General features: G+C 60.2%; 25 protein-coding genes and 5 tRNA genes. 15 read left to right on the top strand and 15 right to left on the bottom strand.

Annotated elements, in window-relative coordinates; genetic code table 11:
• Positions 1-17: 17 nt before the first annotated feature.
• Complete coding sequence (gene earP, locus WIF35_RS03530; RefSeq protein ID WP_412480189.1) at positions 18-1,109, bottom strand: elongation factor P maturation arginine rhamnosyltransferase EarP; 1,092 nt, start codon at positions 1,107-1,109, stop codon at positions 18-20.
• Between the two features lie 16 nt (positions 1,110-1,125).
• Between earP and WIF35_RS03525 the strand changes: the two genes are divergently transcribed.
• From WIF35_RS03525 to WIF35_RS03490, 8 genes are all read left to right on the top strand, one after another.
• A complete protein-coding gene (locus WIF35_RS03525; protein ID WP_412480188.1) occupies positions 1,126-1,773 on the top strand; it encodes a uracil-DNA glycosylase in 648 nt (215 codons plus the stop codon).
• Between the two features lie 9 nt (positions 1,774-1,782).
• The gene (gene uvrC / locus WIF35_RS03520; protein WP_412480187.1) at positions 1,783-3,594 is read left to right on the top strand and encodes an excinuclease ABC subunit UvrC; all 1,812 of its coding nucleotides are present in this window, start codon (positions 1,783-1,785) and stop codon (positions 3,592-3,594) included.
• A gap of 4 nt (positions 3,595-3,598) precedes the next feature.
• Complete coding sequence (gene pgsA, locus WIF35_RS03515; protein WP_412480186.1) at positions 3,599-4,177, top strand: CDP-diacylglycerol--glycerol-3-phosphate 3-phosphatidyltransferase; 579 nt, start codon at positions 3,599-3,601, stop codon at positions 4,175-4,177.
• Positions 4,178-4,230: 53 nt separating this feature from the next.
• A tRNA-Gly gene (locus tag WIF35_RS03510) sits at positions 4,231-4,306 on the top strand.
• A gap of 31 nt (positions 4,307-4,337) precedes the next feature.
• Positions 4,338-4,411: transfer RNA gene (locus WIF35_RS03505), tRNA-Cys, on the top strand.
• A gap of 8 nt (positions 4,412-4,419) precedes the next feature.
• Positions 4,420-4,495 (top strand) — tRNA-Gly (locus WIF35_RS03500).
• Between the two features lie 67 nt (positions 4,496-4,562).
• Positions 4,563-4,648: transfer RNA gene (locus WIF35_RS03495), tRNA-Leu, on the top strand.
• Between the two features lie 11 nt (positions 4,649-4,659).
• On the top strand, positions 4,660-5,121 hold the full coding sequence (locus WIF35_RS03490) for a DUF1178 family protein (RefSeq protein ID WP_412480185.1): 462 nt from the start codon (positions 4,660-4,662) through the stop codon (positions 5,119-5,121).
• Positions 5,122-5,242: 121 nt separating this feature from the next.
• On the opposite strand, the gene WIF35_RS03485 is transcribed toward WIF35_RS03490, so the two are convergent.
• Genes WIF35_RS03485 through mltG form a run of 6 tightly spaced genes read right to left on the bottom strand, consistent with a single transcriptional unit; the run spans position 5,243 to position 9,683 of the window.
• Positions 5,243-5,911, bottom strand: a complete 669-nt coding sequence (locus WIF35_RS03485; RefSeq protein ID WP_412480184.1) for an ankyrin repeat domain-containing protein — start codon at positions 5,909-5,911, stop codon at positions 5,243-5,245.
• The gene (locus WIF35_RS03480) at positions 5,908-6,681 is read right to left on the bottom strand and encodes a TatD family hydrolase (RefSeq protein ID WP_412480183.1); all 774 of its coding nucleotides are present in this window, start codon (positions 6,679-6,681) and stop codon (positions 5,908-5,910) included. The genes WIF35_RS03485 and WIF35_RS03480 overlap by 4 nt, the downstream gene beginning before the upstream one ends.
• 10 nt (positions 6,682-6,691) lie before the next feature.
• Positions 6,692-7,054: a PilZ domain-containing protein gene (locus WIF35_RS03475; RefSeq protein ID WP_412480182.1), complete on the bottom strand. Its 363-nt coding sequence runs from the start codon at positions 7,052-7,054 to the stop codon at positions 6,692-6,694.
• A gap of 6 nt (positions 7,055-7,060) precedes the next feature.
• Positions 7,061-8,080 carry a DNA polymerase III subunit delta' gene (gene holB / locus WIF35_RS03470; protein WP_412480181.1) on the bottom strand — a complete coding sequence of 340 codons (1,020 nt, stop codon included), beginning with the start codon at positions 8,078-8,080 and terminating at the stop codon, positions 7,061-7,063.
• Positions 8,077-8,691, bottom strand: a complete 615-nt coding sequence (gene tmk, locus WIF35_RS03465) for a dTMP kinase (RefSeq protein ID WP_412480180.1) — start codon at positions 8,689-8,691, stop codon at positions 8,077-8,079. Before tmk ends, holB begins: the two co-directional genes overlap by 4 nt.
• A complete protein-coding gene (gene mltG / locus WIF35_RS03460; protein ID WP_412480179.1) occupies positions 8,688-9,683 on the bottom strand; it encodes an endolytic transglycosylase MltG in 996 nt (331 codons plus the stop codon). The genes tmk and mltG overlap by 4 nt, the downstream gene beginning before the upstream one ends.
• An 89-nt stretch (positions 9,684-9,772) precedes the next feature.
• Between mltG and WIF35_RS03455 the strand changes: the two genes are divergently transcribed.
• On the top strand, positions 9,773-10,789 hold the full coding sequence (locus WIF35_RS03455; RefSeq protein WP_412480178.1) for a YgfZ/GcvT domain-containing protein: 1,017 nt from the start codon (positions 9,773-9,775) through the stop codon (positions 10,787-10,789).
• 12 nt (positions 10,790-10,801) lie between these two features.
• Positions 10,802-11,551 carry an NRDE family protein gene (locus tag WIF35_RS03450; protein WP_412480177.1) on the top strand — a complete coding sequence of 250 codons (750 nt, stop codon included), beginning with the start codon at positions 10,802-10,804 and terminating at the stop codon, positions 11,549-11,551.
• Here WIF35_RS03450 and WIF35_RS03445 read toward each other — a convergent pair.
• The 4 genes from WIF35_RS03445 to guaB all read right to left on the bottom strand — a co-directional run bounded on the left by WIF35_RS03445 (position 11,521) and on the right by guaB (position 15,685).
• A complete protein-coding gene (locus WIF35_RS03445) occupies positions 11,521-12,003 on the bottom strand; it encodes a L,D-transpeptidase family protein (RefSeq protein ID WP_412480176.1) in 483 nt (160 codons plus the stop codon). The two genes, WIF35_RS03450 and WIF35_RS03445, sit on opposite strands and share 31 nt — an antisense overlap.
• Positions 12,000-12,440, bottom strand: coding sequence for a tRNA adenosine(34) deaminase TadA (gene tadA / locus WIF35_RS03440; protein WP_412481209.1), 441 nt, complete (start codon positions 12,438-12,440; stop codon positions 12,000-12,002). The genes WIF35_RS03445 and tadA overlap by 4 nt, the downstream gene beginning before the upstream one ends.
• Before the next feature lie 71 nt (positions 12,441-12,511).
• Positions 12,512-14,146: a glutamine-hydrolyzing GMP synthase gene (guaA, locus tag WIF35_RS03435; RefSeq protein ID WP_412480175.1), complete on the bottom strand. Its 1,635-nt coding sequence runs from the start codon at positions 14,144-14,146 to the stop codon at positions 12,512-12,514.
• Positions 14,147-14,221: 75 nt separating this feature from the next.
• On the bottom strand, positions 14,222-15,685 hold the full coding sequence (gene guaB / locus WIF35_RS03430; RefSeq protein WP_412480174.1) for an IMP dehydrogenase: 1,464 nt from the start codon (positions 15,683-15,685) through the stop codon (positions 14,222-14,224).
• Between the two features lie 62 nt (positions 15,686-15,747).
• Between guaB and WIF35_RS03425 the strand changes: the two genes are divergently transcribed.
• Complete coding sequence (locus WIF35_RS03425) at positions 15,748-16,242, top strand: DUF4124 domain-containing protein (RefSeq protein WP_412480173.1); 495 nt, start codon at positions 15,748-15,750, stop codon at positions 16,240-16,242.
• A gap of 13 nt (positions 16,243-16,255) precedes the next feature.
• On the opposite strand, the gene WIF35_RS03420 is transcribed toward WIF35_RS03425, so the two are convergent.
• On the bottom strand, positions 16,256-16,582 hold the full coding sequence (locus WIF35_RS03420; protein ID WP_412480172.1) for an RnfH family protein: 327 nt from the start codon (positions 16,580-16,582) through the stop codon (positions 16,256-16,258).
• Positions 16,575-17,018, bottom strand: a complete 444-nt coding sequence (locus tag WIF35_RS03415) for a type II toxin-antitoxin system RatA family toxin (protein WP_412480171.1) — start codon at positions 17,016-17,018, stop codon at positions 16,575-16,577. The genes WIF35_RS03420 and WIF35_RS03415 overlap by 8 nt, the downstream gene beginning before the upstream one ends.
• A gap of 59 nt (positions 17,019-17,077) precedes the next feature.
• Here WIF35_RS03415 and smpB point away from each other — a divergent pair, with 59 nt between their 5' ends.
• From smpB to WIF35_RS03400, 3 genes are all read left to right on the top strand, one after another.
• The gene (gene smpB, locus WIF35_RS03410) at positions 17,078-17,527 is read left to right on the top strand and encodes an SsrA-binding protein SmpB (RefSeq protein WP_412480170.1); all 450 of its coding nucleotides are present in this window, start codon (positions 17,078-17,080) and stop codon (positions 17,525-17,527) included.
• Position 17,528: 1 nt separating this feature from the next.
• Positions 17,529-18,152, top strand: a complete 624-nt coding sequence (locus WIF35_RS03405; protein ID WP_412480169.1) for a trimeric intracellular cation channel family protein — start codon at positions 17,529-17,531, stop codon at positions 18,150-18,152.
• A gap of 61 nt (positions 18,153-18,213) precedes the next feature.
• The gene (locus WIF35_RS03400) at positions 18,214-18,861 is read left to right on the top strand and encodes a DsbA family oxidoreductase (RefSeq protein ID WP_412480168.1); all 648 of its coding nucleotides are present in this window, start codon (positions 18,214-18,216) and stop codon (positions 18,859-18,861) included.
• A gap of 72 nt (positions 18,862-18,933) precedes the next feature.
• Here WIF35_RS03400 and WIF35_RS03395 read toward each other — a convergent pair.
• Positions 18,934-19,010 (bottom strand) — tRNA-Asp (locus tag WIF35_RS03395).
• A gap of 120 nt (positions 19,011-19,130) precedes the next feature.
• Here WIF35_RS03395 and menD point away from each other — a divergent pair.
• Positions 19,131-20,732 carry a 2-succinyl-5-enolpyruvyl-6-hydroxy-3-cyclohexene-1-carboxylic-acid synthase gene (menD, locus tag WIF35_RS03390; RefSeq protein WP_412480167.1) on the top strand — a complete coding sequence of 534 codons (1,602 nt, stop codon included), beginning with the start codon at positions 19,131-19,133 and terminating at the stop codon, positions 20,730-20,732.
• Between the two features lie 9 nt (positions 20,733-20,741).
• Here menD and def read toward each other — a convergent pair whose 3' ends face one another.
• The gene (gene def / locus WIF35_RS03385) at positions 20,742-21,263 is read right to left on the bottom strand and encodes a peptide deformylase (RefSeq protein ID WP_412480166.1); all 522 of its coding nucleotides are present in this window, start codon (positions 21,261-21,263) and stop codon (positions 20,742-20,744) included.
• Between the last annotated feature and the right edge of the window lie 110 nt (positions 21,264-21,373).

The following is a 21,373-nucleotide window of genomic DNA, read 5'->3' as shown; positions in this document are numbered from 1 at the left end:
AAAAGAATAACGTTAAATTATACCTTGGAAGCGCAGAAGTTGACGAGTGATGTTGTCAGGTCCGGCATCGTGGCGAGCCGCATTGCCCTGTCGCGGTTGTATTCGGCGATGGCGTCGCGCTGCGCGAAAAAGTCCCGCCAGGCCGCACCAACGCCTTTGCCGGTGTTCCAGGCAAGAAACATATTCGTGACGGTGGTAGCCATAGACGGTGGCATTTCAGCGCAATAGCGTTCGAGAAAGGCTTCTAGCTTCGCATGATGCGCCGCGTCGTCCTGCGGGTAGATTTGCCATACAAAGGGCCGGCCGGCCCATTGGGCCCGAATGAACGAATCCTCGCCGCGCACGAAATTGATGTCCGAGGACCAGAGCAGGCGGTCATAATCGTCCATCGGCAGGAAGTCGATCCCCTCAATCCGGCTTGAGCCCAATGCCCACGGCAGGTTGCCGCCCAAGGCCGATTGCACGGCGGCCATGGGTTTTCCGGGAGGTACCAGGCAACGAACGGATTCGTCCTGTTGCCGGAGTGCGCTCAGCCACTCGGCCACCGGTGCGGTGTCATAGCAGAACAAGGATATCTGCACGGCGTCGCGCGGGCTCTGCTGTCTTTGAAAATCGTCGCGCCGGGCAAACAGCTCGCGCTCACGCAGCAATCCTGCGGTGCACGGCGAAAAACCGGGAAAAACGAAATATTTCACCAAGGGCAGGCGAGGGTGGGGCGAGGCCATGCCATGGCAATCGTCGGCCCAGCCTTCGGCTGTCAGGTATTCCAGGTTGCCCCAAACAGGCTTGACTGCACGTGCGGCCATGGCTTGCAGATAACTCTCCGGTAACTCGCAGGCAAAGGCCTCGATGACGACGTCCGCGGATTCGATGGCGCTGAAATTCTCTTCCCAGTGGCAAACTTCGACGCCCTGCAAGGTTTGTCGTTCCAAGAGGAGATCGGTTTCCGGGCAGATCGGCGCCAAGGCATTCAGCTCATCGACCCACAAGCGCACCGTTTTTCCATGCTCGACCGCCAACTGGCGAGCCAGTCGCCAGCAAACGCCGATGTCGCCGTAATTGTCGATGACCCGGCAGAAGATGTCCCAATGAAGCTGCATGGCCGCCATGCTAACATCCCGCCCCATGCCTGACTTCAACGATCCCATCGCCTGTACGGCCTGCTCGCGCCTGGCCGAGCATCTTGCCACCATCCGCCGACGTGACCCCGATTGGCACGCCTTGCCGGTTCCGGCCTTTGGTAGCCTGGATGCCCAACTGCTCGTCGTCGGTCTCGGGCCAGGCGAGAAAGGGGCCAACCGGACTGGCCGCCCTTTCACCGGCGACGTCGCCGGCGAACTTCTTTATCCCGCGCTACATCGTTTCGGCTTCGCCACGTCTGCCGAGCCGCTCGACGCGCAAGGTTGGGCCAACCCGCAGATGCAGTTGCGCAATTGCCGCATCACCAACGCGGTGCGCTGCTTGCCGCCGGCCAACAAGCCGACGACCGCCGAGATTCGCGAGTGCAATGGTCACTTGCGCAACGAATTCGCGGCCATGACGAAGCTCAAAGTCATCGTCGCGCTGGGTGCTATCGCACATCAGGCAGTGCTGTGGGCCTACGACCTGAAGCCCAAGAACTACACCTTCGGGCACAACCTGACGCATGTGCTGCCCGATGGCCGCCTACTGGTCGATAGCTACCATTGCAGCGGGTACAACTGGCGCACCGGCCGCCTGAGCCGCGAAAGTTTCGAGTCGGTTTTCGCCGGGCTGCTGCCGCACCTTCAATAAGCGAACGCGATGTCCTTCGACGCCAAGGCCTTCCTGGCCACTCTGACCGAACTGCCGGGCGTGTATCGCATGCTCGATGCCAACGGCAGCGTGCTCTACGTCGGCAAGGCCAAGAATCTCAAGAAGCGCGTTTCATCGTACTTTCGCGATAATCTGCCGAGCCCGCGCATTGCGCACATGGTCAGCCAGATTGCCGCCGTCGAAACCACCTCGACGCGCACCGAGGCCGAAGCGCTGCTGCTTGAGAACAACCTGATCAAGTCGCTGGCGCCGCGTTACAACATTCTGTTTCGCGATGACAAATCCTATCCCTACATTACGCTGACGCGCGGCGCCTACCCGAAGCTCGGGTTCTTTCGCGGCAATCCGGATCGCAAGGCGGATTATTTCGGCCCATATCCCTCGGCTTGGGCCGTGCGCGACAGCATTCACCTGCTACAGAAGATGTTTCGCCTGCGCACCTGCGAGGAGAGCGTCTTTGCCAATCGCTCGCGCCCCTGTCTGCTCTATCAGATCAAGCGTTGCAGCGGCCCGTGCGTCGGTTTGATCTCGCCGGAAGATTACGCGGCGGACGTGCAGCTGGCGTCGATGTTTCTGAACGGCAAGCAGCACGAAGTCACGCGTCGCCTGACCGAAGCCATGGAAACGGCTTCCGCCAAGCTCGCTTTCGAGCAAGCCGCGCTCTATCGTGACCAGATTCAATCGCTGCGCCAGGTTCAGGAAAAGCAGTTCGTTTCCAGCAGCAAAGGGGAGGACGTCGACATCGTCGTCGCCATTCGCGAAAGCGGGCTGCTTTGCGTCAACCTGGCGATGGTGCGCGGTGGCCGTCATCTCGGTGATCGGCCATTCTTTCCGACAAACGCCATTGATTCAGAGCCACGAGAGGCAGTGCTGGCCTTTATCCGCCAGCATTATGCAGCCCACCCGGCACCGGTTCGCCTCCTGGCATCTCCACTGCCGGCGGAGGAGGAGGGCGGCGATGCCGAGGCTGCGTTAGCTGAGTTGACTGGCCGCCCAGTGCCGATTCAGGAAGGGCGCACGCTTACTCAGAGGGCTTGGGTCGAAATGGCGGTGCAAAATGCCCGCCTGGCCATTCTCGCGCGCAATCAGGCCACGGCGCAGCAGGAGCAGCGCTTGGCGGCCCTGCAGGAAGCGCTTGGGTTGGATGAGGCCATCCAACGTATCGAATGTTTCGATATCAGCCACACGATGGGTGAAGCCGCGGTTGCCTCCTGCGTCGTCTATGAAGGTAATCGGATGAAGAAAAGCGATTACCGACGCTTCAATATCCGCGATATCACGCCGGGTGATGACTATGCCGCGATGCGCCAAGCAGTCACCCGCCGTTACGACGGGCTGGCAGCAGGTGAGGGGACTGCGCCTGACCTGATCTTGATCGATGGCGGCAAAGGGCAGGTAGCCTCAGCCTACTCCGCCATGCTAGAACTCGGCTTGGTGCACATTCCGATGGTCGGCGTCGCCAAGGGTGAAGAGCGTAAACCGGGACTGGAAACGCTGATATTTCCTGAGGGCCGAGAGCCGCTGAATCTGCCGGCTGCTCATCCGGCCTTGCACTTGATCCAGGAAGTGCGCGACGAAGCACACCGCTTCGCCATCACCGGTCACCGCGCCCAGCGCGGCAAGGCACGCAAGACATCCAAGCTGGAGAGCCTGCCCGGCGTCGGTCCGGCACGCCGCAAGGCCTTGGTGGCGCGCTTTGGCGGTCTCCCTGGCGTGCTGGCTGCTACAACGGAACAACTGGCCGACGTGCCTGGCATCAGCCGGGAGATGGCCGAAAAGATCTATTCCGCTTTACACTGAGCGTATGCCGTTCAATCTACCTATCCTGCTTACCTGGCTACGTATCGTCGCGATACCGTTGCTGATCGCCATTTACTACCTGCCGGCCAACTGGCTGACGGCCCATGAGCGGGATTTGATCGCGACCGGGATATTCATGGCGGCCGGCCTGACAGATTGGGCTGACGGTTATTTGGCGCGCAAGCTGAATCAGACCTCCGCTTTCGGCGCCTTCCTTGATCCGGTGGCTGATAAATTGATGGTGGCAGCCGCCTTGATCATCTTGGTGCAATTGGGGCGAACCGACGCCATCGTCGCCACCATCATCATTGGCCGCGAAATCACGATTTCCGCCTTGCGCGAGTGGATGGCAAAGATTGGCGCATCGAAGAGTGTCGCAGTCTCCATGCTCGGCAAGATCAAGACGACAGCACAGATGATGGCCATTCCTCTGCTCCTCTATTATGTGCCGCTCGGTGGTATTGACACGCGTGAAGCGGGCAACTGGTTGATCTGGCTGGCAGCCTTGTTGACCCTGTGGTCCATGGGTTACTACCTGCGCATGGCCTGGCCGGAAATCCAGCGTAGGACTTCAGAAAACTAGGCGGCAATGTTGACAAAGGCCTTGTGTCGTCTATAATGCGCGCTCTGTTCGACGCGGGAGTAGCTCAGTTGGTAGAGCGCAACCTTGCCAAGGTTGAGGTCGCGAGTTCGAGACTCGTCTCCCGCTCCAAAAAATCCGAACAGAATGCAGTTTTATGCGGGGCGCGATAGCAAAGCGGTTATGCACCGGATTGCAAATCCGTGTAGGTCGGTTCGACTCCGGCTCGCGCCTCCAGGAATTCTGCGGGAGTAGCTCAGTTGGTAGAGCGCAACCTTGCCAAGGTTGAGGTCGCGAGTTCGAGACTCGTCTCCCGCTCCAAACAAGCAAAGGGAAAGCACAGAGCTTTCCCTTTTTCGTATCGGCGCATCGATAATGCGATGTACCGGCCCGGGTGGTGGAATCGGTAGACACAAGAGACTTAAAATCTCTCGGCCTCTGGCTGTACGGGTTCGAGTCCCGTCCCGGGCACCAAACACATAACGATGATCATCTACGACCTCATCTGCAATAACGAGCATCGCTTCGAAGGCTGGTTCCAAAGCGCCGGCGATTTCGAACGCCAGCACGAGCAGGGCTTGATTCACTGCCCGCAGTGCGACAGCCATCTGGTGCAGCGCATTCCCTCGGCGGTCGCTATTGGCACGCATTCGGGGGACGATGCATCGTTGGCGTCAGCGCTGGGTGCGAGCGGTGCTGGAAGTACGGCTTTGATGCCGGCAGGCACCCAGGTCATGGCCTTGTATAAGCAACTGGTTCAGGCCATCGTCAGTAACAGCGAAGACGTCGGTTCCTCGTTTGCGGAAGAGGCGCGCAAGATTCACTACAACGAGGCTCCTGAAAGACCCATTCGCGGTCAGGCGACGCCGGATGAGTGTGAGGCGCTGCGCGACGAGGGGATCCATGTCCTGAGTCTGCCGACGGTCAAGGAAGAGGATCTGAACTGATCCTCTTTTTTATTTCCGTATATTATTTTACATAATACAAATTATGCGTGTATTTGGCGGGTAAAAAACCGGCGATCGGGTCGCCGGCGTTTTGTTTGAATCAGGATTGCTGCCTTGTGCATTATTGAACGTGAATGGTCACGCTGCGCGACGATGTCCCACCGGTTGCACGCAGCAAATCGCCAATATCCGAGTTGCCGGTTTTGTTGGCGACGTCCAATGCAGTTTCTCCCGTATCGAGAGTTTTATTGAGATCCGCCTTGCGAGCGATCAGCGCCTTGATGATAGGCATGTGCCCACCGCGCGCAGCGGCGATCAGTGGCGTCATGCCGTTCTCGCTAGCGGCATCGATATTGGCGCCGGATTTAATCAAGAAATTGACGATGTCGAGATGGCCGTTGAAGGCGGCATAGGTCAGCGGCGTCCACCCTGGTGTATTGACGCTTGCACCGCCAGTGACCAGCAGTTCAACAACTTTTGCATGCCCGCGGAAGGCGGCAAGCCGTAATGCAGTATCGCCGGCCGCATTGCGGGCGTTGGCATTGGCGCGGGCCTTGAGCAGGGTTTCTACCGTTTCTACGTGGCCGTCGCGCGCAGCAAGCATCAACAGGGTGTTGCCATCGATATCCGTCGTATCGACATAGGCACCTTTGGCCATCAGTGCCTTGATTTCTGCGCTATCGCCCATCTTGGCTGCACTGATTAGGTCGTCGTAAGTGGCTGCGGCAACGGATAAGGGGAGGAAAATGGCGACTGCTGCGGCGCACAGCGTTTTTTTGGCAATTTTCATGGGCGTTTGGCGTCCTTGAATAAGGCGTAGAAGTTTTCGGTGGTCGCCTCGGCAATATCTTGCAAGGCAGTGCCGCGCAATTTGGCGATTTCCTCGCCGACGTAGCGCACATAGGAAGGTTCGTTCGGTTTGCCGCGATACGGCACCGGTGCCAGATAAGGCGAATCGGTTTCGATCAAGAGGCGGTCGAGCGGGCAGTTTTGGGCCACTTCCTTGACCAGAGCGGCATTCTTGAAAGTAACGATACCGGACAGTGAGATGTAAAAACCGAGCTCCAGCGCCTTTTGCGCAATCGACCAAGACTCGGTGAAGCAGTGCATGACGCCGCCAACCGCATCGGCCCCCTCCTCCTCAAGGATGCGCAGCGTATCTTCCGCTGACTCCCGGGTGTGCACGACCAGGGGTTTGTTGCAGGCGCGCGCCGCGCGGATATGGGTGCGGAAACGCTCCCGCTGCCATTCCGGCTTGTCCTTCTGCCAGTAGTAATCGAGCCCGGTTTCGCCAATTGCCACGACTTTGGGATGGCCGGCCAGCGCGGTTAGACGTTCAACGTCCGGCTCTTCTGTGTCGGTGTATTCAGGATGGACGCCGACTGTGGCGTAAAGCCGTGCATCCGATTCGGCGATTTCCAGTACCTTGGGAAAGTCTTCAAGATTAACGCCGACGCAGAGCGCTGCGCCAACGTCGTTCGCCGTCATGCGGGCCAGAACTTCAGGAAGGTGGTCAGCTAGTCCGGAGAAATCCAGATGGCAATGCGAGTCGACCAGCATATCGGGGCGATCAGAGCGTATGCGTCGGGCGGGCGGATTGCATGACGCCGCCGAGCAGACCTTCGATCTTGCGCCGAGCTTCCTGGCCGCTTTCGTCGTTGTTGAAATGGACGCCGATACCCTGGGCGCGTCCATTTTGTGCCCCGGCCGGGGTGATCCAGACTACCGTGCCGGCGATCGGCAACTTGGCCGGATCGTCCATCAGCGACAGCAGCATGAACACTTCGTCGCCGATGTTGTAGTGGCGTGTCGTTGGAATGAATACGCCGCCGCCGCGCAGATGAGGCATGAAAGCCGCGTACAGGGCGGATTTCGAATTGATGTTCAGCGAGAGAACACTGGGACGCTGTGGCGCGGGTTTGGCTTCACTCATTGGCGATCAATTGGCGAACAGGCCTCGGTAATCGAGAAACAGCCCCTCCAGAAACAAGCGGGCATTCAAGGGTTGCTCCGCTTCCTGGCGACGGGAAATCAGTGCCCGATACGAATGAATCAGGCGTACGGGCGGAATCATAGCAGCCAGTTGGCCGATTGTGCCCTGTTGCGGTAGAAAATATCGAATCGGCATGCCATTGCGCGAGAGCGTCAGATCGACAACCCATTTTTGCACGGCCTCGACGATTTGCTTGAGGAGCAACTTTCCCTTGCTGTCCTTGATCAGCTTTTCAAGTTCGGCGGCAGCGCTCAGTGGGTCGGATTTCTTGCCGTTGGCGAGTTTTGTCACCAGAACCTCCAGCCAGGCGCCCTGCCCGGATCCGGCCAACTCGAGCGCCTGCCCAGGGGCACCGCCGGCCAAAGCGAGCCAGCGTTCGGCATCCTTGACCCCTTCGGCCTGTAGGGCGGCGATGGCCTTGGCTTCGGAAGGGATCGGTACGGGAACGACCTGGCAGCGGCTGCGGATTGTCGGTAACAGCCGAAATGGTTCGTTCGACACCAATAAAAACAATGTACTTGGCAGTGGTTCTTCAAGTGTTTTAAGAAGAGAATTTGCCGTACTGCGGTTCATCGCTTCGGCCGGATTGACGATGACGATGCGCAATCCGCCGCGGTGGGTGCCGACGCTCAAAAAATCGTCAAGGCCGCGCACCTGATCGATGGTGATCTGTTGGCTTGCTTTCTTCTTGCCTTCTTCGCCGCCCTCCTCCTCGCTCAGTGCATCCGGCTGTAGCAGGCGGAAATCGGGGTGGTTGCCTTGCGACAGCCAGTTGCATGCCAGACAGGAGCCGCAGGCCAAGCCATCCAAGGTAGGTGATTCGCACAGCAAGCTGGCGGCAAATAACTCGGCGAGGGCAAATTTCCCCAGACCTTTTTGTCCGCTCAACAGCAAGGCGTGCGGCAGGCGTTCGCGTCGCGCCTGCAGGCTCCCCCAGACCTTCTTGTGAAGATCAATCGTGTTCATAAACAACGATTTGAAACAATTTGTTCAAGTGTTTTACGAATATTTTCGATGCTGTTGTTGGCATCGATTACCTGGATACGGTTGGGGTTGGACTGGGCTCGCTCAAGGTAGGCCTGGCGTACACGGTCGTGGAAATCAACACGTTCCTGTTCGAACTTGTCGAGCTTGCGATTCGCTAGGACGATGCGCTCGCGCGCCACGTCAAGCGGCAGATCGAAAAGGAGGGTCAGGTCCGGTTGCACATGCTCATGCACCCAGTGTTCCAGCGCCTGGAACTTGCCGCGATCGAGGCCGCGCCCGCCACCTTGGTAGGCGTAGGTTGCGTCGCTGAAACGGTCGCAAACCACCCATTCGCCATGTTGCAGTGCCGGCTCGATTAGTTTGGCCAGATGCTCGCGACGGGCGGCGAACATCAGTAGCGTTTCGGTTTCAAGATGCATCGGTTCCCTGAGCAGCAGGGCGCGGAGCTCTTCTCCTAGTTCGGTGCCGCCCGGCTCGCGGGTCACATGGACAACTTTGCCTTGTCCGCGCAGCCATTCGGCCAGCCATTCGACGTGGCTGCTCTTCCCTGCTCCGTCGATTCCCTCGAAAGTGATGAACTTGCCTTTCACTTGGCTCCCCTCTGATAGCGATTGACCGCCATGTTGTGTTCGTCCAGCGTTTTGGAAAAGTGGCTGCTGCCGTCGCCCCGCGCCACGAAGTAAAGCGCCTCGCTGACGGCCGGATGCAGCGCTGCACGCAAGGATGCCTGGCCGGGCATAGCGATGGGCGTTGGCGGCAGGCCGGCGCGCGTGTAGGTATTGTAAGGGGTGTCGGCCAGCAGGTCGCGTCGGCGCAGATTACCGTCGAAGGCCTCTCCCATGCCGTAGATCACGGTGGGATCCGTCTGCAACAGCATGCCGCGCCGCAGTCGATTGACGAAGACAGAAGCAATCATCGGGCGATCGCTTTCACGCCCGGTTTCCTTCTCGACGATGGAGGCCATTACCAAGGCCTCGTAGGGTGTCTTGTAAGGCAAGCCGGCGTCGCGTTGAGCCCATTCGGCCGCCAGGCGCTTGTCCATGGCGCGCACGGCGCGGGCAACGAGGTCGAGATCGCTCGACTGCTTGTCGAACAGATAGGTGTCCGGGAAGAGCAGCCCATCCAGTCGGGTCGTCGCCAGGCCGATACGCTCAGCGACCTGCTGTTCGGTCAGGCCCCGGGTTTCGTGACGCAAATCGGGATGGGCATCCATACGCGCCCGCCATTGCCGGAAGGTCCATCCTTCAACTAGTATCATTTCCCCTTGCGTCACCTTGCCGCGGATCAGCTTGTCGAGCAGTTGCAGCGGAGTCACACCCGTCGTTACCGAATAGCTGCCGGCCTTGATCCCGGTATCTGCCCGGAAGGCTCGCGCCAACAGGGCAAGCAGGTTGGTATCGACCACCATGCCCGCCTCGCGCATCTGGCTGGCGGCAGAGCGCAAGCTGCTGCCGGCATTCACCCGAAAATCGAGCGGCGAATTGCGTAATTCCAGCGGTTGATTGGCCCACCACCATAGTCCGCCGGCGGCCAGGCAAACGAGGAAAGACAGGGCCAGAAAAAGCTTGAAAAAGAAGCGCACGGGAACTCGAGGGCGAAGATAGGGTCTGGCCCGTGGAACGAGCCCGAAGAACGGGCACTATAATAGCGCAAACACTGACAGGAGCTCTCATGAACCCCAACTGGCGCAGCTTTCTGGAATCGGCCGAAGGTGTCTTCGCCGCCGACTCTACCGACCTCCTCCACTTCGGCGATGCCGCCGGCGAACTGGCAGCCGCCGGCAAGCAGACCGTTCTGGTGCCGCTGACGCATCTCGGCCTGCTCTCCGCCAGCGGCGAGGATGCAAAATCCTTCCTGCACAGCCAATTCACCAGCGACATCAATCATCTGGCGGCCGACCAGGCGCAGCACGCCGGCTGGTGCTCGGCCAAGGGGCGTATGCAGGCTAGCTTCCTGGTCTGGCACGACGGTGCCGACTACCGCCTGCTGCTTGCGGCCGATCTGCAGGATGCGACGCAGAAACGCCTGCAGATGTTCGTGCTGCGCGCCAAGGTCAAGCTGGCCGCACTGACTGATCAGTCCGTTCTGCTCGGCGTGGCTGGCGAGCAAGCCGTCGAAGCGCTGAACGATGCCGGCCTGCCGGTTCCCGCCGGTACGATGAATGTCGCGCAGGCCAACGGGGTCACCGTGCTTCGCCTCGACGACAAGCGCTACATCGTGATCGCGCCCGATGCCGCCAATGCGGCCATATGGCAAAAGCTCAGCATCAAGGCCAAGCCGACCGGTGTGCCGGTCTGGCGCTGGCTCGATATCCAGGCAGCTTTCCCGCTTGTCACCCTGGCCACCAAGGAAGAGTTCGTGCCGCAGATGGCGGATTTCGAGAAGATCGGCGGCGTCAGCTTCCACAAGGGCTGCTATCCCGGCCAGGAAGTGGTGGCACGCACGCAATATCTCGGCAAGGTCAAACGCCACCTCTTCCGTGTCAGCAGCGACGTTCCGTTGCAGGCGGGCGACGATCTGTTGTCCCCGGATAATCCGGATCAGGCCAGCGGCAAGGTCATGACTGCAGCGCCGTCACCGAAGGGCGGTTACGAGGGTTTGGCCGTTATCCAGTCCAATTTCGCCGAAAACGTCTGCCTGGGGTCGCGTGACGGTCACCGCATCCAGACTGCTGCGGTGCACCCGTAAAAACGGCCAAAAATGTGCCTGATCGTCGTCGGCTGGCGGATTCATCCTGACTACCCGCTGATTGTCGCCGCCAACCGCGACGAGTTCCATGCCCGACCGAGCGCCGTCGCGGGCTATTGGCCGGATGCTGCGGAGATTATCGGCGGGCGGGATCTCGAGGCGGGCGGTACCTGGCTGGGCCTGACCGTCACCGGTCGCTTCGCCGCAATCACGAACGTGCGTGAGCCGGGGATGGCCAAGGGTTCTGTCTCGCGCGGTGCATTGACCAGCGAGTTTCTTCGCTCAGACGCCACCGCCATCGAGTACGCCAGGAAAATCGATGGCGCGCTCTATTCCGGCTTCAACCTGCTGCTGTCCGATGGCGAGACGCTCACCTATGCTTCGAATCGCGATGGAGAAGCACGGACGCTGGCACCGGGTGTCTATGGCTTGTCGAATCATTTGCTTGATACGCCTTGGCCCAAGCTGATACAGGCGCGCCAGGCATTCTCCAACGCCATGCAGCACCTGCCAGATGACGCGGCCTTTTTCGATTTGCTGGCCGACCGTAGCTTGGCTCCCGATGAGTTGCTGCCAAAGACCGGCATCTCACTGGATTGGGAACGGCTCCTGTCGGCAGTATTCGTGCAATCCGCAACCTACGGCACCCGCTGTTCGACGCTGGCGTGGGTGAGCAAGGCAGGCAGCGTGCGGCTGCATGAGCGCAGTTTTGCGCCGGACGGTAGCCTGGTTCAGTCTTCGCTGATCAGCACTTCCGAATAGCAGGGAATTCGCTCGAACAACTCGACGATGTCGGCGTTGCGCATGCGGATGCAACCATGCGAGCCTGGCTTGCCCATCTCGGCGTTCTCCGGGCTGCCGTGGATATAGACATAGCGGCGCATGGTGTCGCGTTCGCCCAGGCGATTGAAGCCCGGTTCGCAACCGGAAAGCCACAGAATGCGGGTGAGTATCCAGTCGCGCCCGGGGTGTTGCTCGGCCAATTCGGGCGTCCACAACTCGCCGGTCGGCCGACGGCGGACGAAAACGGTGTTTTCCGGCTGCCCTGCCCCGATCTTGGCGCGAATGATGTGACGTCCGCGCGGCGTCTGGTAGCTGCCGGAAATCTCGCCGACCCCGGCTGTGGCCGTCGAGACCGGGTATTCCTTGATCAATACCCCTGCCTCATCGACCAGCGACATGCTTTGCCGAGCGACTGAAACGAACAGTTTCATGGGGCTTTACGTCGACGGGCGGCAAAAAAGGCCGAAAGCAAGGTACTGCACTCTTCGGCCAATACTCCGCCCTCCACCGTTGCGTGGTGATTCAGTCGTTCGACACCGAACAGATCGACGACACTGCCATGCACCCCGGTCTTGGGATCGCGTGCGCCATAGATCACGCGGCTGATACGCGCATGCATGATGGCGCCCGCACACATGGCGCAGGGTTCCAGTGTCACGAACAACTCGCAGCCGGGCAAACGGTAATTGCCGAGGTTGCGCGCCGCATCGCGCAAAGCGGCAATTTCGGCATGTGCTGTCGGGTCACTCTCGCCGATTGGCGAGTTGAAACCACGCCCGACGATCTGACCATCCTTGACCACCACCGCACCGACAGGCACCTCACCGAGGCACTCGGCAGCATGCGCCAGCGAAATCGCTTCGCGCATGAAAAACTCGTCGCCGAGACCGATTGTCGGCTCGGCGACTTCAACTTCGAAAAAGGGCTCGAAGTCTTCGCTCATTCCCACTCGATGGTGGCGGGCGGCTTGCCGGAAACGTCGTACACCACCCGATTGAGGCCGCGCACTTCGTTGATGATGCGGTTGGAGACCCGGCCGAGCAGTTCGTACGGCAAGTGTGCCCAATGAGCAGTCATGAAGTCGCTGGTGACGACGGCACGCAAGGCCACGACGTTTTCGTAGGTCCGCCCATCGCCCATGACGCCGACGCTCTTGACCGGCAGGAAGACGGCAAAAGCCTGGCTGGTCAGGTCGTACCAGCTCTTGCCGACATCCTGCTCGCCGCACAGACCGGCGGCGGCATCGCGCTCGGTGGCGTGCGTGGCGCGCAATTCGTCGATGAAGATCGCATCGGCGCGTTGCAGCAGCTTGGCGTAATCCTGCTTCACTTCGCCCAGAATGCGCACGCCCAGGCCCGGGCCGGGGAACGGGTGGCGATACACCATCTCGCGCGGCAGGCCGAGGGCGACGCCTAGTTCGCGGACTTCGTCCTTGAACAGTTCGCGCAACGGCTCCAGCAGCTTCAGATGCATGTCTTCGGGCAGGCCGCCGACATTGTGGTGGCTCTTGATGGTGTGCGCGCCCTTCTTGCCCTTGCCGGCCGACTCGATCACGTCCGGGTAGATCGTGCCTTGCGCCAGCCATTTGGCGGCAGAAAGTTTCTTGGACTCCGCCTGGAAGACTTCGACGAATTCCTTGCCGATGATTTTGCGCTTCTGTTCCGGGTCGGAAACGCCGGCCAGCTTGCCCATGAAATCGTCGACCGCATCGACGCGGATGACCTTGACGCCCAAGTTACGCGCAAACATCTCCATCACCATGTCGCCTTCGTTCAGGCGCAGCAGGCCGTGATCGACGAAAACGCAGGTCAGTTGGTCGCCGATGGCACGATGAATCAGTGCTGCTGCCACCGACGAATCGACGCCGCCAGACAGGCCGAGAATCACCTCCTCATCACCCACCTGCTGACGGATCGCCTCGACAGCCTCGGCAATGTAGTCGCCCATCACCCAGTCGCTCGGGCAACCGCAAACGCCGTGCACGAAACGCTCAAGGATGGCGCGCCCCTTGACCGTATGGGTCACCTCCGGGTGGAACTGGACGGCGTAGAACTTGCGTTGCTCGTCGGCCATGCCGGCAATCGGGCAGGACGGCGTCGAGGCCATCTTGATGAAGCCGGGCGGCAGTTCCATGACAGAATCGCCATGGCTCATCCAGACCTTCAACATGCCATGGCCTTCGGTCGTGTAGAAATCGGCAATATCGTTCAGTAAGGCGGTGTGACCGTGAGCACGGACTTCGGAATATCCAAACTCGCGAGCCTTGCCGGCTGCTTCGGCCGTCATCACCTTGCCGCCCAACTGCTGCGCCATGGTCTGCATACCGTAACAGATGCCGAGCACCGGAATACCCAACTCGAAAACGACGTTCGGCGCACGCGGGGTGTCGCCTTCCGTCACCGAACTCGGGCCGCCGGAGAGGATAATGCCCTTGGCGCCGTAGTTGCGGATGAATTCTTCGGAAACGTCGTACGGGTGGATTTCGCAGAAGACCTTGGCTTCGCGGACGCGACGTGCGATCAGCTGGGTGACCTGGGAACCGAAATCGAGGATGAGGATTTTCTGGTGGCTCATGGGGAAAGATCCGGAAAATATGAGCTTTAATGAAAAAGGCGGCTCGCTGAGCCGCCCTCTGCCAAAATCGAACGATCAGTCGAGGTGATAGTTCGGTGCTTCCTTCGTGATCTGCACATCGTGCACGTGCGACTCGCGGATACCGGCGGAGGTAATCTCGACGAAGCAGGCGCGATCATGCATTTCAGCGATGGTCGGGCAACCGAGATAACCCATCGAGGAACGCAAGCCGCCCATCAACTGGTGGATGACCGCCAGGACGGAACCCTTGTAAGGAACGCGGCCTTCGATGCCTTCTGGCACGAACTTGTCGACGTTGGCGGTATTGTCCTGGAAGTAGCGATCCGAGGAGCCGGCCTGCATCGCGCCCAGCGAACCCATGCCGCGGTAGGACTTGTAGGAACGCCCCTGGAACAATTCGACTTCGCCCGGCGCTTCCTCGGTGCCAGCGAACAGGCCGCCAAGCATGACTGCGTTGGCACCGGCGGCAATGGCCTTGGCGATGTCGCCGGAGTAGCGGATACCGCCGTCGGCGATCATCGGCACGCCGGTGCCCTTGAGGGCTTCGGAAACGTTCTGGATGGCGGTGATCTGCGGCACGCCGACACCGGCAACGATACGCGTGGTGCAGATCGAGCCGGGGCCGATACCGACCTTGACGCCGTCAGCGCCGCGATCGACCAGCGCCATGGCAGCATCTGCCGTGGCGATGTTACCGCCGACGACTTCGATATGCGGGAAATTCTTCTTCACCCATTCGACGCGATCCAGCACACCTTGCGAGTGACCGTGCGCCGTATCGACGACGATTACGTCGACGCCAGCTTCGGCCAGCAACTCGACGCGCTCTTCTGTACCTGCGCCGACGCCGACAGCCGCGCCAGCACGCAGACGACCGGAGGAATCCTTGTTGGCCAGCGGATGTTCGGTGGACTTGAGGATGTCCTTGACGGTGATCAGGCCGCGCAGATGGAATTCGTCGTCGATGACCAGCACGCGCTCGAGGCGATGGGTGCGGATCAGTTCCTTGGCCTCCTCGACGCTGGCACCTTCCTTGACCGTAACCAGACGCTTCTTCGGCGTCATGATGGCCTTGACTGGCTGATCGAGATTGGTTTCGAAACGCAGGTCGCGATTGGTGACGATACCCACCACCTTGCCGGCCTTGTCGATCACCGGCAGGCCGGATATTTTGTGCTGACGGGTGATTTCCAGCACGTCACGCACCGTCATGGTCGGCGGGATCGTGATCGGGTCTTTCAGGATGCCCGACTCGAAACGCTTCACCTTGGCTACTTCGGCTGCCTGGGCGCGAGCAGAGAGGTTCTTGTGGATGATGCCGATACCGCCTTCCTGCGCCAGCGCAATGGCGAGGCGACCTTCCGTCACGGTATCCATGGCGGCGGACAGCAACGGCAGATTCAGGGTAATGTTGCGCGTCAGCTTGGTTGCCAGACTGACATCGCGCGGCAGGACTTGGGAATGTGCAGGGACGAGCAGAACGTCGTCGAAGGTAAGAGCTTTTTGCAGCAGTCGCATGGCCTTTAATCCAAGGTCACAAAATCGTATTATACAGAAATCTCTCCAAAACCCCGATAACCATGAACACGACCCGGATTCTGGCAGTTGGCATTACCTCACTGGTTTGCGCATTTGCGGCAACGGCACAAACTTATCAATGGAAGAACAGTCAGGGGCAAACGGTGATTTCGGACACACCTCCACCGGGCAATGCTAAGTCAGCGCGTACGGTAGGGGCTAATCAGCCATTGCAACGAGGCGAAGTGGACTCTGGCAAGCCTTCGGATGGTCAGGATAAGGTGGCTGCGCCGAAATCGACTGCCGAAAAAGACATGGACTTCAAGAAGCGCCAACAGGAAGCCAAGGAAAAAGCTGAAAAAGAGGCGAAGGAGCAAGCCGCCGCCAAGGATAAACAGGAGAACTGCGATCGCGCGCGGCGCAACCTTGCTGCCCTCGAAGCTAACCAGCCGATGGCTACGCTAGATGAAAAAGGCGAGCGAGTAGTCATGGACAATTCGCAACGCGAGCAGGAGATGGAGCGTGCTCGCAGATTCATGGCGGAGTCATGCAAATAGCGTGTCGGCTTTGTTAGGCTTCCGAGGCGTCGGCATCCCCGGCGCCTTTTTTCATGACCTTGCCCTCCGCAGCGCGTTGCTTGCGCACCTCCTTCGGGTCGGCGATCAACGGCCGGTAGATTTCGATACGATCCTTGTCGCGCAAGACTGAGTCGGCTTTAGAAAGCTTGTTCCAGATGCCGAACTTGTTTTTCTTCAGGTCGATTTCCGGGTATTTTTCGAGCAAGCCTGAAGCCTCCACGGCCTGCTGCAAGCTTGAACCTTCCGCCAGGCTAAGCTTGACCAACTCCTGCTTGTTCGACAGGGCATAACACACTTCGATGCTGATGGTTTCAGCCATGGCTGGCTCCGTAAATCTGGTTGGCGCGACGCACGAAGGCGTCGACGAAGGTATTAGCGATATGACTGAACACCGGGCCGATTACCTTCTCGAAAAGCTTGCTTGAAAACTCATAATGAAGCTTGAACTCGATCTTGCAGGCATTCTCGGCCAGGGCTTTGAAGTGCCACGAGCCTTCGAGTCGGCGGAAGGGGCCATCGACCAGCCGGATATTCATCTGGCTCGGGAAAACCTTGTCGTTCTCCGTCGTGAAACTGGACTTAACCGCGTGATAGTTGATGTGCAGCGTTGCCACTGTTTTTGCGGCATCGCGGAATTTCACCTCGGTTTTGCCACACCACGGCAGGAAAGCCGGGTAATCCTCACAGCGGTCGACGAGCTCGAACATGCGTTCGGCCGACTGTTCGATCAAGACTGTCTTTTCAACCAGAGCCATGCGGCGGCAGCGTTCCTGAATCCTGTAGAATGCGGCATTTTAATGGATCACCCGGCAGCATGAGCATTACCACCAACAAAAAAGCCTTCCACGACTACTTCATCGAAGAGAAGTACGAGGCCGGGCTCGCCCTCGAGGGCTGGGAGGTCAAGGCCATCCGCGCCGGGCGCATGAACATCAAGGAAGCCTACGTCATCATCCGCAATGGTGAGATCTTCCTGATCGGCATGCATATCACCCCGTTGTCGACGGCCTCCACACACGTCAATCCCGACCCCGTGCGCACCCGCAAGCTGCTGTTGCACGGCAATGAAATCGGCAAGCTGATCGGCAAGGTCGAACGTGCCGGATTCACGCTGGTGCCCCTCGATCTGCATTTCTCGCGCGGCCGCATCAAGCTGGATATCGGTTTGGCCAAAGGCAAGAAGCAGCACGATAAACGGGCCGATCAGCACGAAAAGGAACACAAGCGCGAGGCCGAGCGCGCCATGAAGGAGCGTCAGCGCTAAGGTGGCCACCGACGCCCTGCTCTACTGGGTCGGCATGGCCGCCGTGGCAGTGTGCGCACTGACCGGCGTGCTCGATTCGCGGCGCAAGCAGATGGACCTGGTCGGCGCCCTGTTGGTCGGCGTCGCGACGGCGCTGGGAGGAGGGACGGTACGCGACCTGTTGCTCGATCGGAACGTTTTCTGGGTGGCCGATCAAACCTATCTGATCGTGGCCGTGTTTACCGGCTTTCTGACCTTTTTCATTGCCCGTCGCTACGACATCCCACCCCGCCTCTTCCTGATTCCCGACGCCGTTGGCTTGGCGCTATTCACGGTCGCCGGCACGCAAGCCGCACTGCTCTGGCATGCGCCCTGGCTGGTGGCTAGTCTGATGGGCGTCATTACGGGCGTCTTCGGCGGCATTCTGCGCGACATTCTCTGTAATGACGTGCCCATGGTTTTCCTGAAAGGTGAGCTATACGCCAGCGCAGCCTGGCTTGGGGCGATGACCTTGATCGGCGCGCTGGCGCTCAACTTGTCGCCATTGGTCAGCACCTGGGCTGCGCTGGTCGTGACCCTCCTAATCCGCCTCGCCGCCATCCGTTACGCCATTACGCTGCCCGCCTGGCGTTCCCAGTCGGACTGAAACGTAAGGAACCGGGAAGGTTTGCTGTGGTCTGTTGGCTACCCCGTTCGGAAAACCAAGCATGTACCCGATAGCCATCATCGCCGACTTCGTCTGTCCCTGGTGTTTCATCGGCAAGCGCCGCCTGGAGCGTGCTGTCGCCTTGGTGCGTGCCGAACGGCCCGACTTTGCCTATTCCACACAGTGGAAGCCTTTCTTCCTCAATCCGAATACGCCGCCCGAAGGTGAACCCTACCTCCCTTTCCTGATTGCCAAGTTCGGCAGCCGTGAGGCGGTCGAGGCCCTCTTTCAGCGCGTCCGGGACGCCGGCGAGCCTTACGGGCTGTCGTATGCCTTCGAGAAGATCGCGCTCAGAGCCAATACGCTGCAAGCGCATCGCCTGCTACGCTGGGCGCAGCGCCAAGGCAATGCCGATGCACTGGTCGAGCGACTGTTCGAAGCGCAGTTCCAGAATGGCGAGGCCATCGGGGATAAGGAAACCCTGATTCGCGTGGCTGGAGAATGTGGCTACGAGGTGAATGTGGTCGGCGACTACCTTGGCTCGTCTGAGGATATTGACGAATTGCGTGCCGAGGAAAAGTCGATCCGTGATCTCGGCATCCGCATGGTGCCGACCTTCATCCTGCCGGGCAATGAAGTGATCGTCGGCGCCGAAGATCCGCGCGTGCTGGCGGCTGCCATCTTGAATCAGTTGGGTGTGCCGGCCTGATTTTTGGCCTTTTTGGCAGGTGCACCGCAGCAATGAAAAAAGCCAGAGGCTAGCTCTGGCTTTTTGAATTTTTGGCGGAGTGGACGGGACTCGAACCCGCGACCCCCGGCGTGACAGGCCGGTATTCTAACCGACTGAACTACCACTCCGCGCCGGTGTGTCCCGCCAGCAGCGGAACGGCGCGCATCATAACACAGGCTTGCTAAAGCTTGCAGCGTTTTTCGATTCGGACCATTATCCGGCCCTTGTCTCGAAGCAAAGTCGCTGTCATGAATACCGGAAGCCTCAACTATCGCTGGTCGCAAACTCTGATCGCCGAGCTGGTCGCCGCCGGTGTGCGCCATGCAGTGTTGTCGCCCGGTTCGCGTTCGACGCCGCTGACCCTGGCCGCCCTGCGCCAGTCCGGGCTGACGTGCCACGTGGTGGTGGACGAACGCAGTGCCGCTTTCTTCGCCCTGGGCATCGCCAAAGCGACGCGGCAACCGGTCATCGTCGTCGCCACCTCGGGCAGTGCGCCGGCCAATTGGCATCCGGCGGTCATCGAGGCCAGTCAGGCCGGGCATCCGCTATTGCTGCTTTCGGCCGATCGGCCGCCTGAATTGCACGGCGTTGGCGCCAACCAGACCATCGAGCAGACGTCCTTGTTCAGCAAACATGTCCGTGCCAGCCATGCCCTGGGCACACCCGACGAGCATTTCGATCCGGCGTATTTGCAGCGTCTGGCTGCCCGAGTCGTCGAACAGGCAACATGGCCCTTGCCCGGTCCGGTGCATCTGAATCTGCCATTCCGCGAACCGCTCGTTCCGGTAGAAGCGTTGCCGTCGCCGACGTTCCCACCAATCCGCATCGCGCCGCCGCATCAGCAACCCGATCCTGCGGTCCTGCGCGATTGGCTGGTCAGCATTGCCGGACGGCCCGGCGCCATCGTTTGCGGCGAAATGCCGCAGCAGCCGGAATTTGCGGAATCGTTAAATCGATTCGCACGGCACCTCGCTTGCCCCATCCTGGCCGAGCCCTTGTCCAACCTGCGCTTCGGCCAGAAGACGGAGGAGCGCCTCTGTGTGCGTTACAACAGCTGGCTGAACGATGCGGATTTCGTCAACGGCCACACGCCGCAATGGGTGTTGCGCTTTGGCGCCTACCCCGTGACGCGCAACCTGCAGGCCTATGTGGCCCGTGCGGAGATCCAGATGCTGGTCGAAGCCACGCCACGCTGGTCGGACCCTGGTCATCGCCTCACCCACATCGTGCGCGCCGACCCGTTGGCGGTTTGCCAGGCCTTGCTTCAATTGCCCTTCGATGCGGCGAACGAGGCGTGGACGCAGGAAGTATTGCAACGCGATGCCGAGGAAACCGCGTCTGCCCCATGGCCGGCCACCGCCTTGCTGAATGAACTGCCGGCAAATACTTCACTCTTCATCGGCAATTCGCTGCTGATTCGCCAACTGGATTCGCACTCCGGCAAGGGCAGCAAGCCGCTCCGTCTGTTCGGCAATCGCGGGGCGAGCGGCATCGACGGCAATGTGTCGACGGCGCTCGGTATTGCCGCGGCGAACGGATGCGTCGTTGCCCTGCTCGGCGACCTGACGACCCAGCACGATCTCGGCGGCCTGGCCTTGGCGCAAGGCATGAATGCCGTCATCGTCGTTTTCAACAACGGCGGTGGCGGCATCTTCGATCACCTGCCGCAAGCCGCTTTGCCAGAATTCGAGTTGGGCTGGCGTACACCGCAACAGATCGATTTTGCGGCTGTTGCTCAAACGTTCGGCTTGGGCTACGCCCGTGCCGTCGACGGCGCAGGGCTGATTGCCGCATTACGCCAGGCGCTCGACGCCGGCGGCCCCCACCTCATCGAGTTCCGTTGCGCTTGATTCGGACGGTCAGGCCAATTCCGGAAAAAGCACGTCGGTAAATCCGAAGCGCGTGAAATCGCGGATGCGCATGGGGTACAGGATGCCGTCCAGGTGGTCGCACTCGTGCTGCACGACACGGGCATGAAAGCCTGAGACTTCACGCTTGATGCGTTCGCCCAGCGGGTCGAAGCCGGTGTAACGGATGCGCTCTGGCCGCCACACCTCACCACGCAGGCCGGGCACCGACAGGCAGCCTTCCCAGCCGGCGACCTCATCGCCAGGTAAGGCGGTGATTTCCGGATTCAGCAAGATCGTTTGCGGCACCGCCTCGGCATCGGGATAGCGCGCGCTGCGCTCGAAGCCGAAAATGACCAACTGCAAGCCGACGCCGATCTGCGGTGCGGCGAGGCCCACGCCGCCAGCGGCGCGCATGGTGTCGAACATGTCCTCGATCAAGGTCGCCAATGCCGGCGTACCGAATTCACGCACCGGCTCGGCCTTTTGCCACAGGCGTGGATCGCCCATGCGCAGGATTTCACGGACTGCCATTGTTTGCCTCCTTTCTTTGCAACCGCCAGTGTAAGGCATGGCTAGCCGCCGAAAGGCAAGGCTGGCAGCCCCCGCCCGATGATGGGACAATGGCGCCCCGCTCCATTTTT

It is taken from the genome of Azonexus sp. IMCC34839, from assembly GCF_047047955.1.
Lineage (GTDB): Bacteria > Pseudomonadota > Gammaproteobacteria > Burkholderiales > Rhodocyclaceae > Azonexus.
The sequence above is the reverse complement of the archived record's forward strand: the minus strand, read 5'-3'. Positions and strand labels throughout refer to the sequence as shown.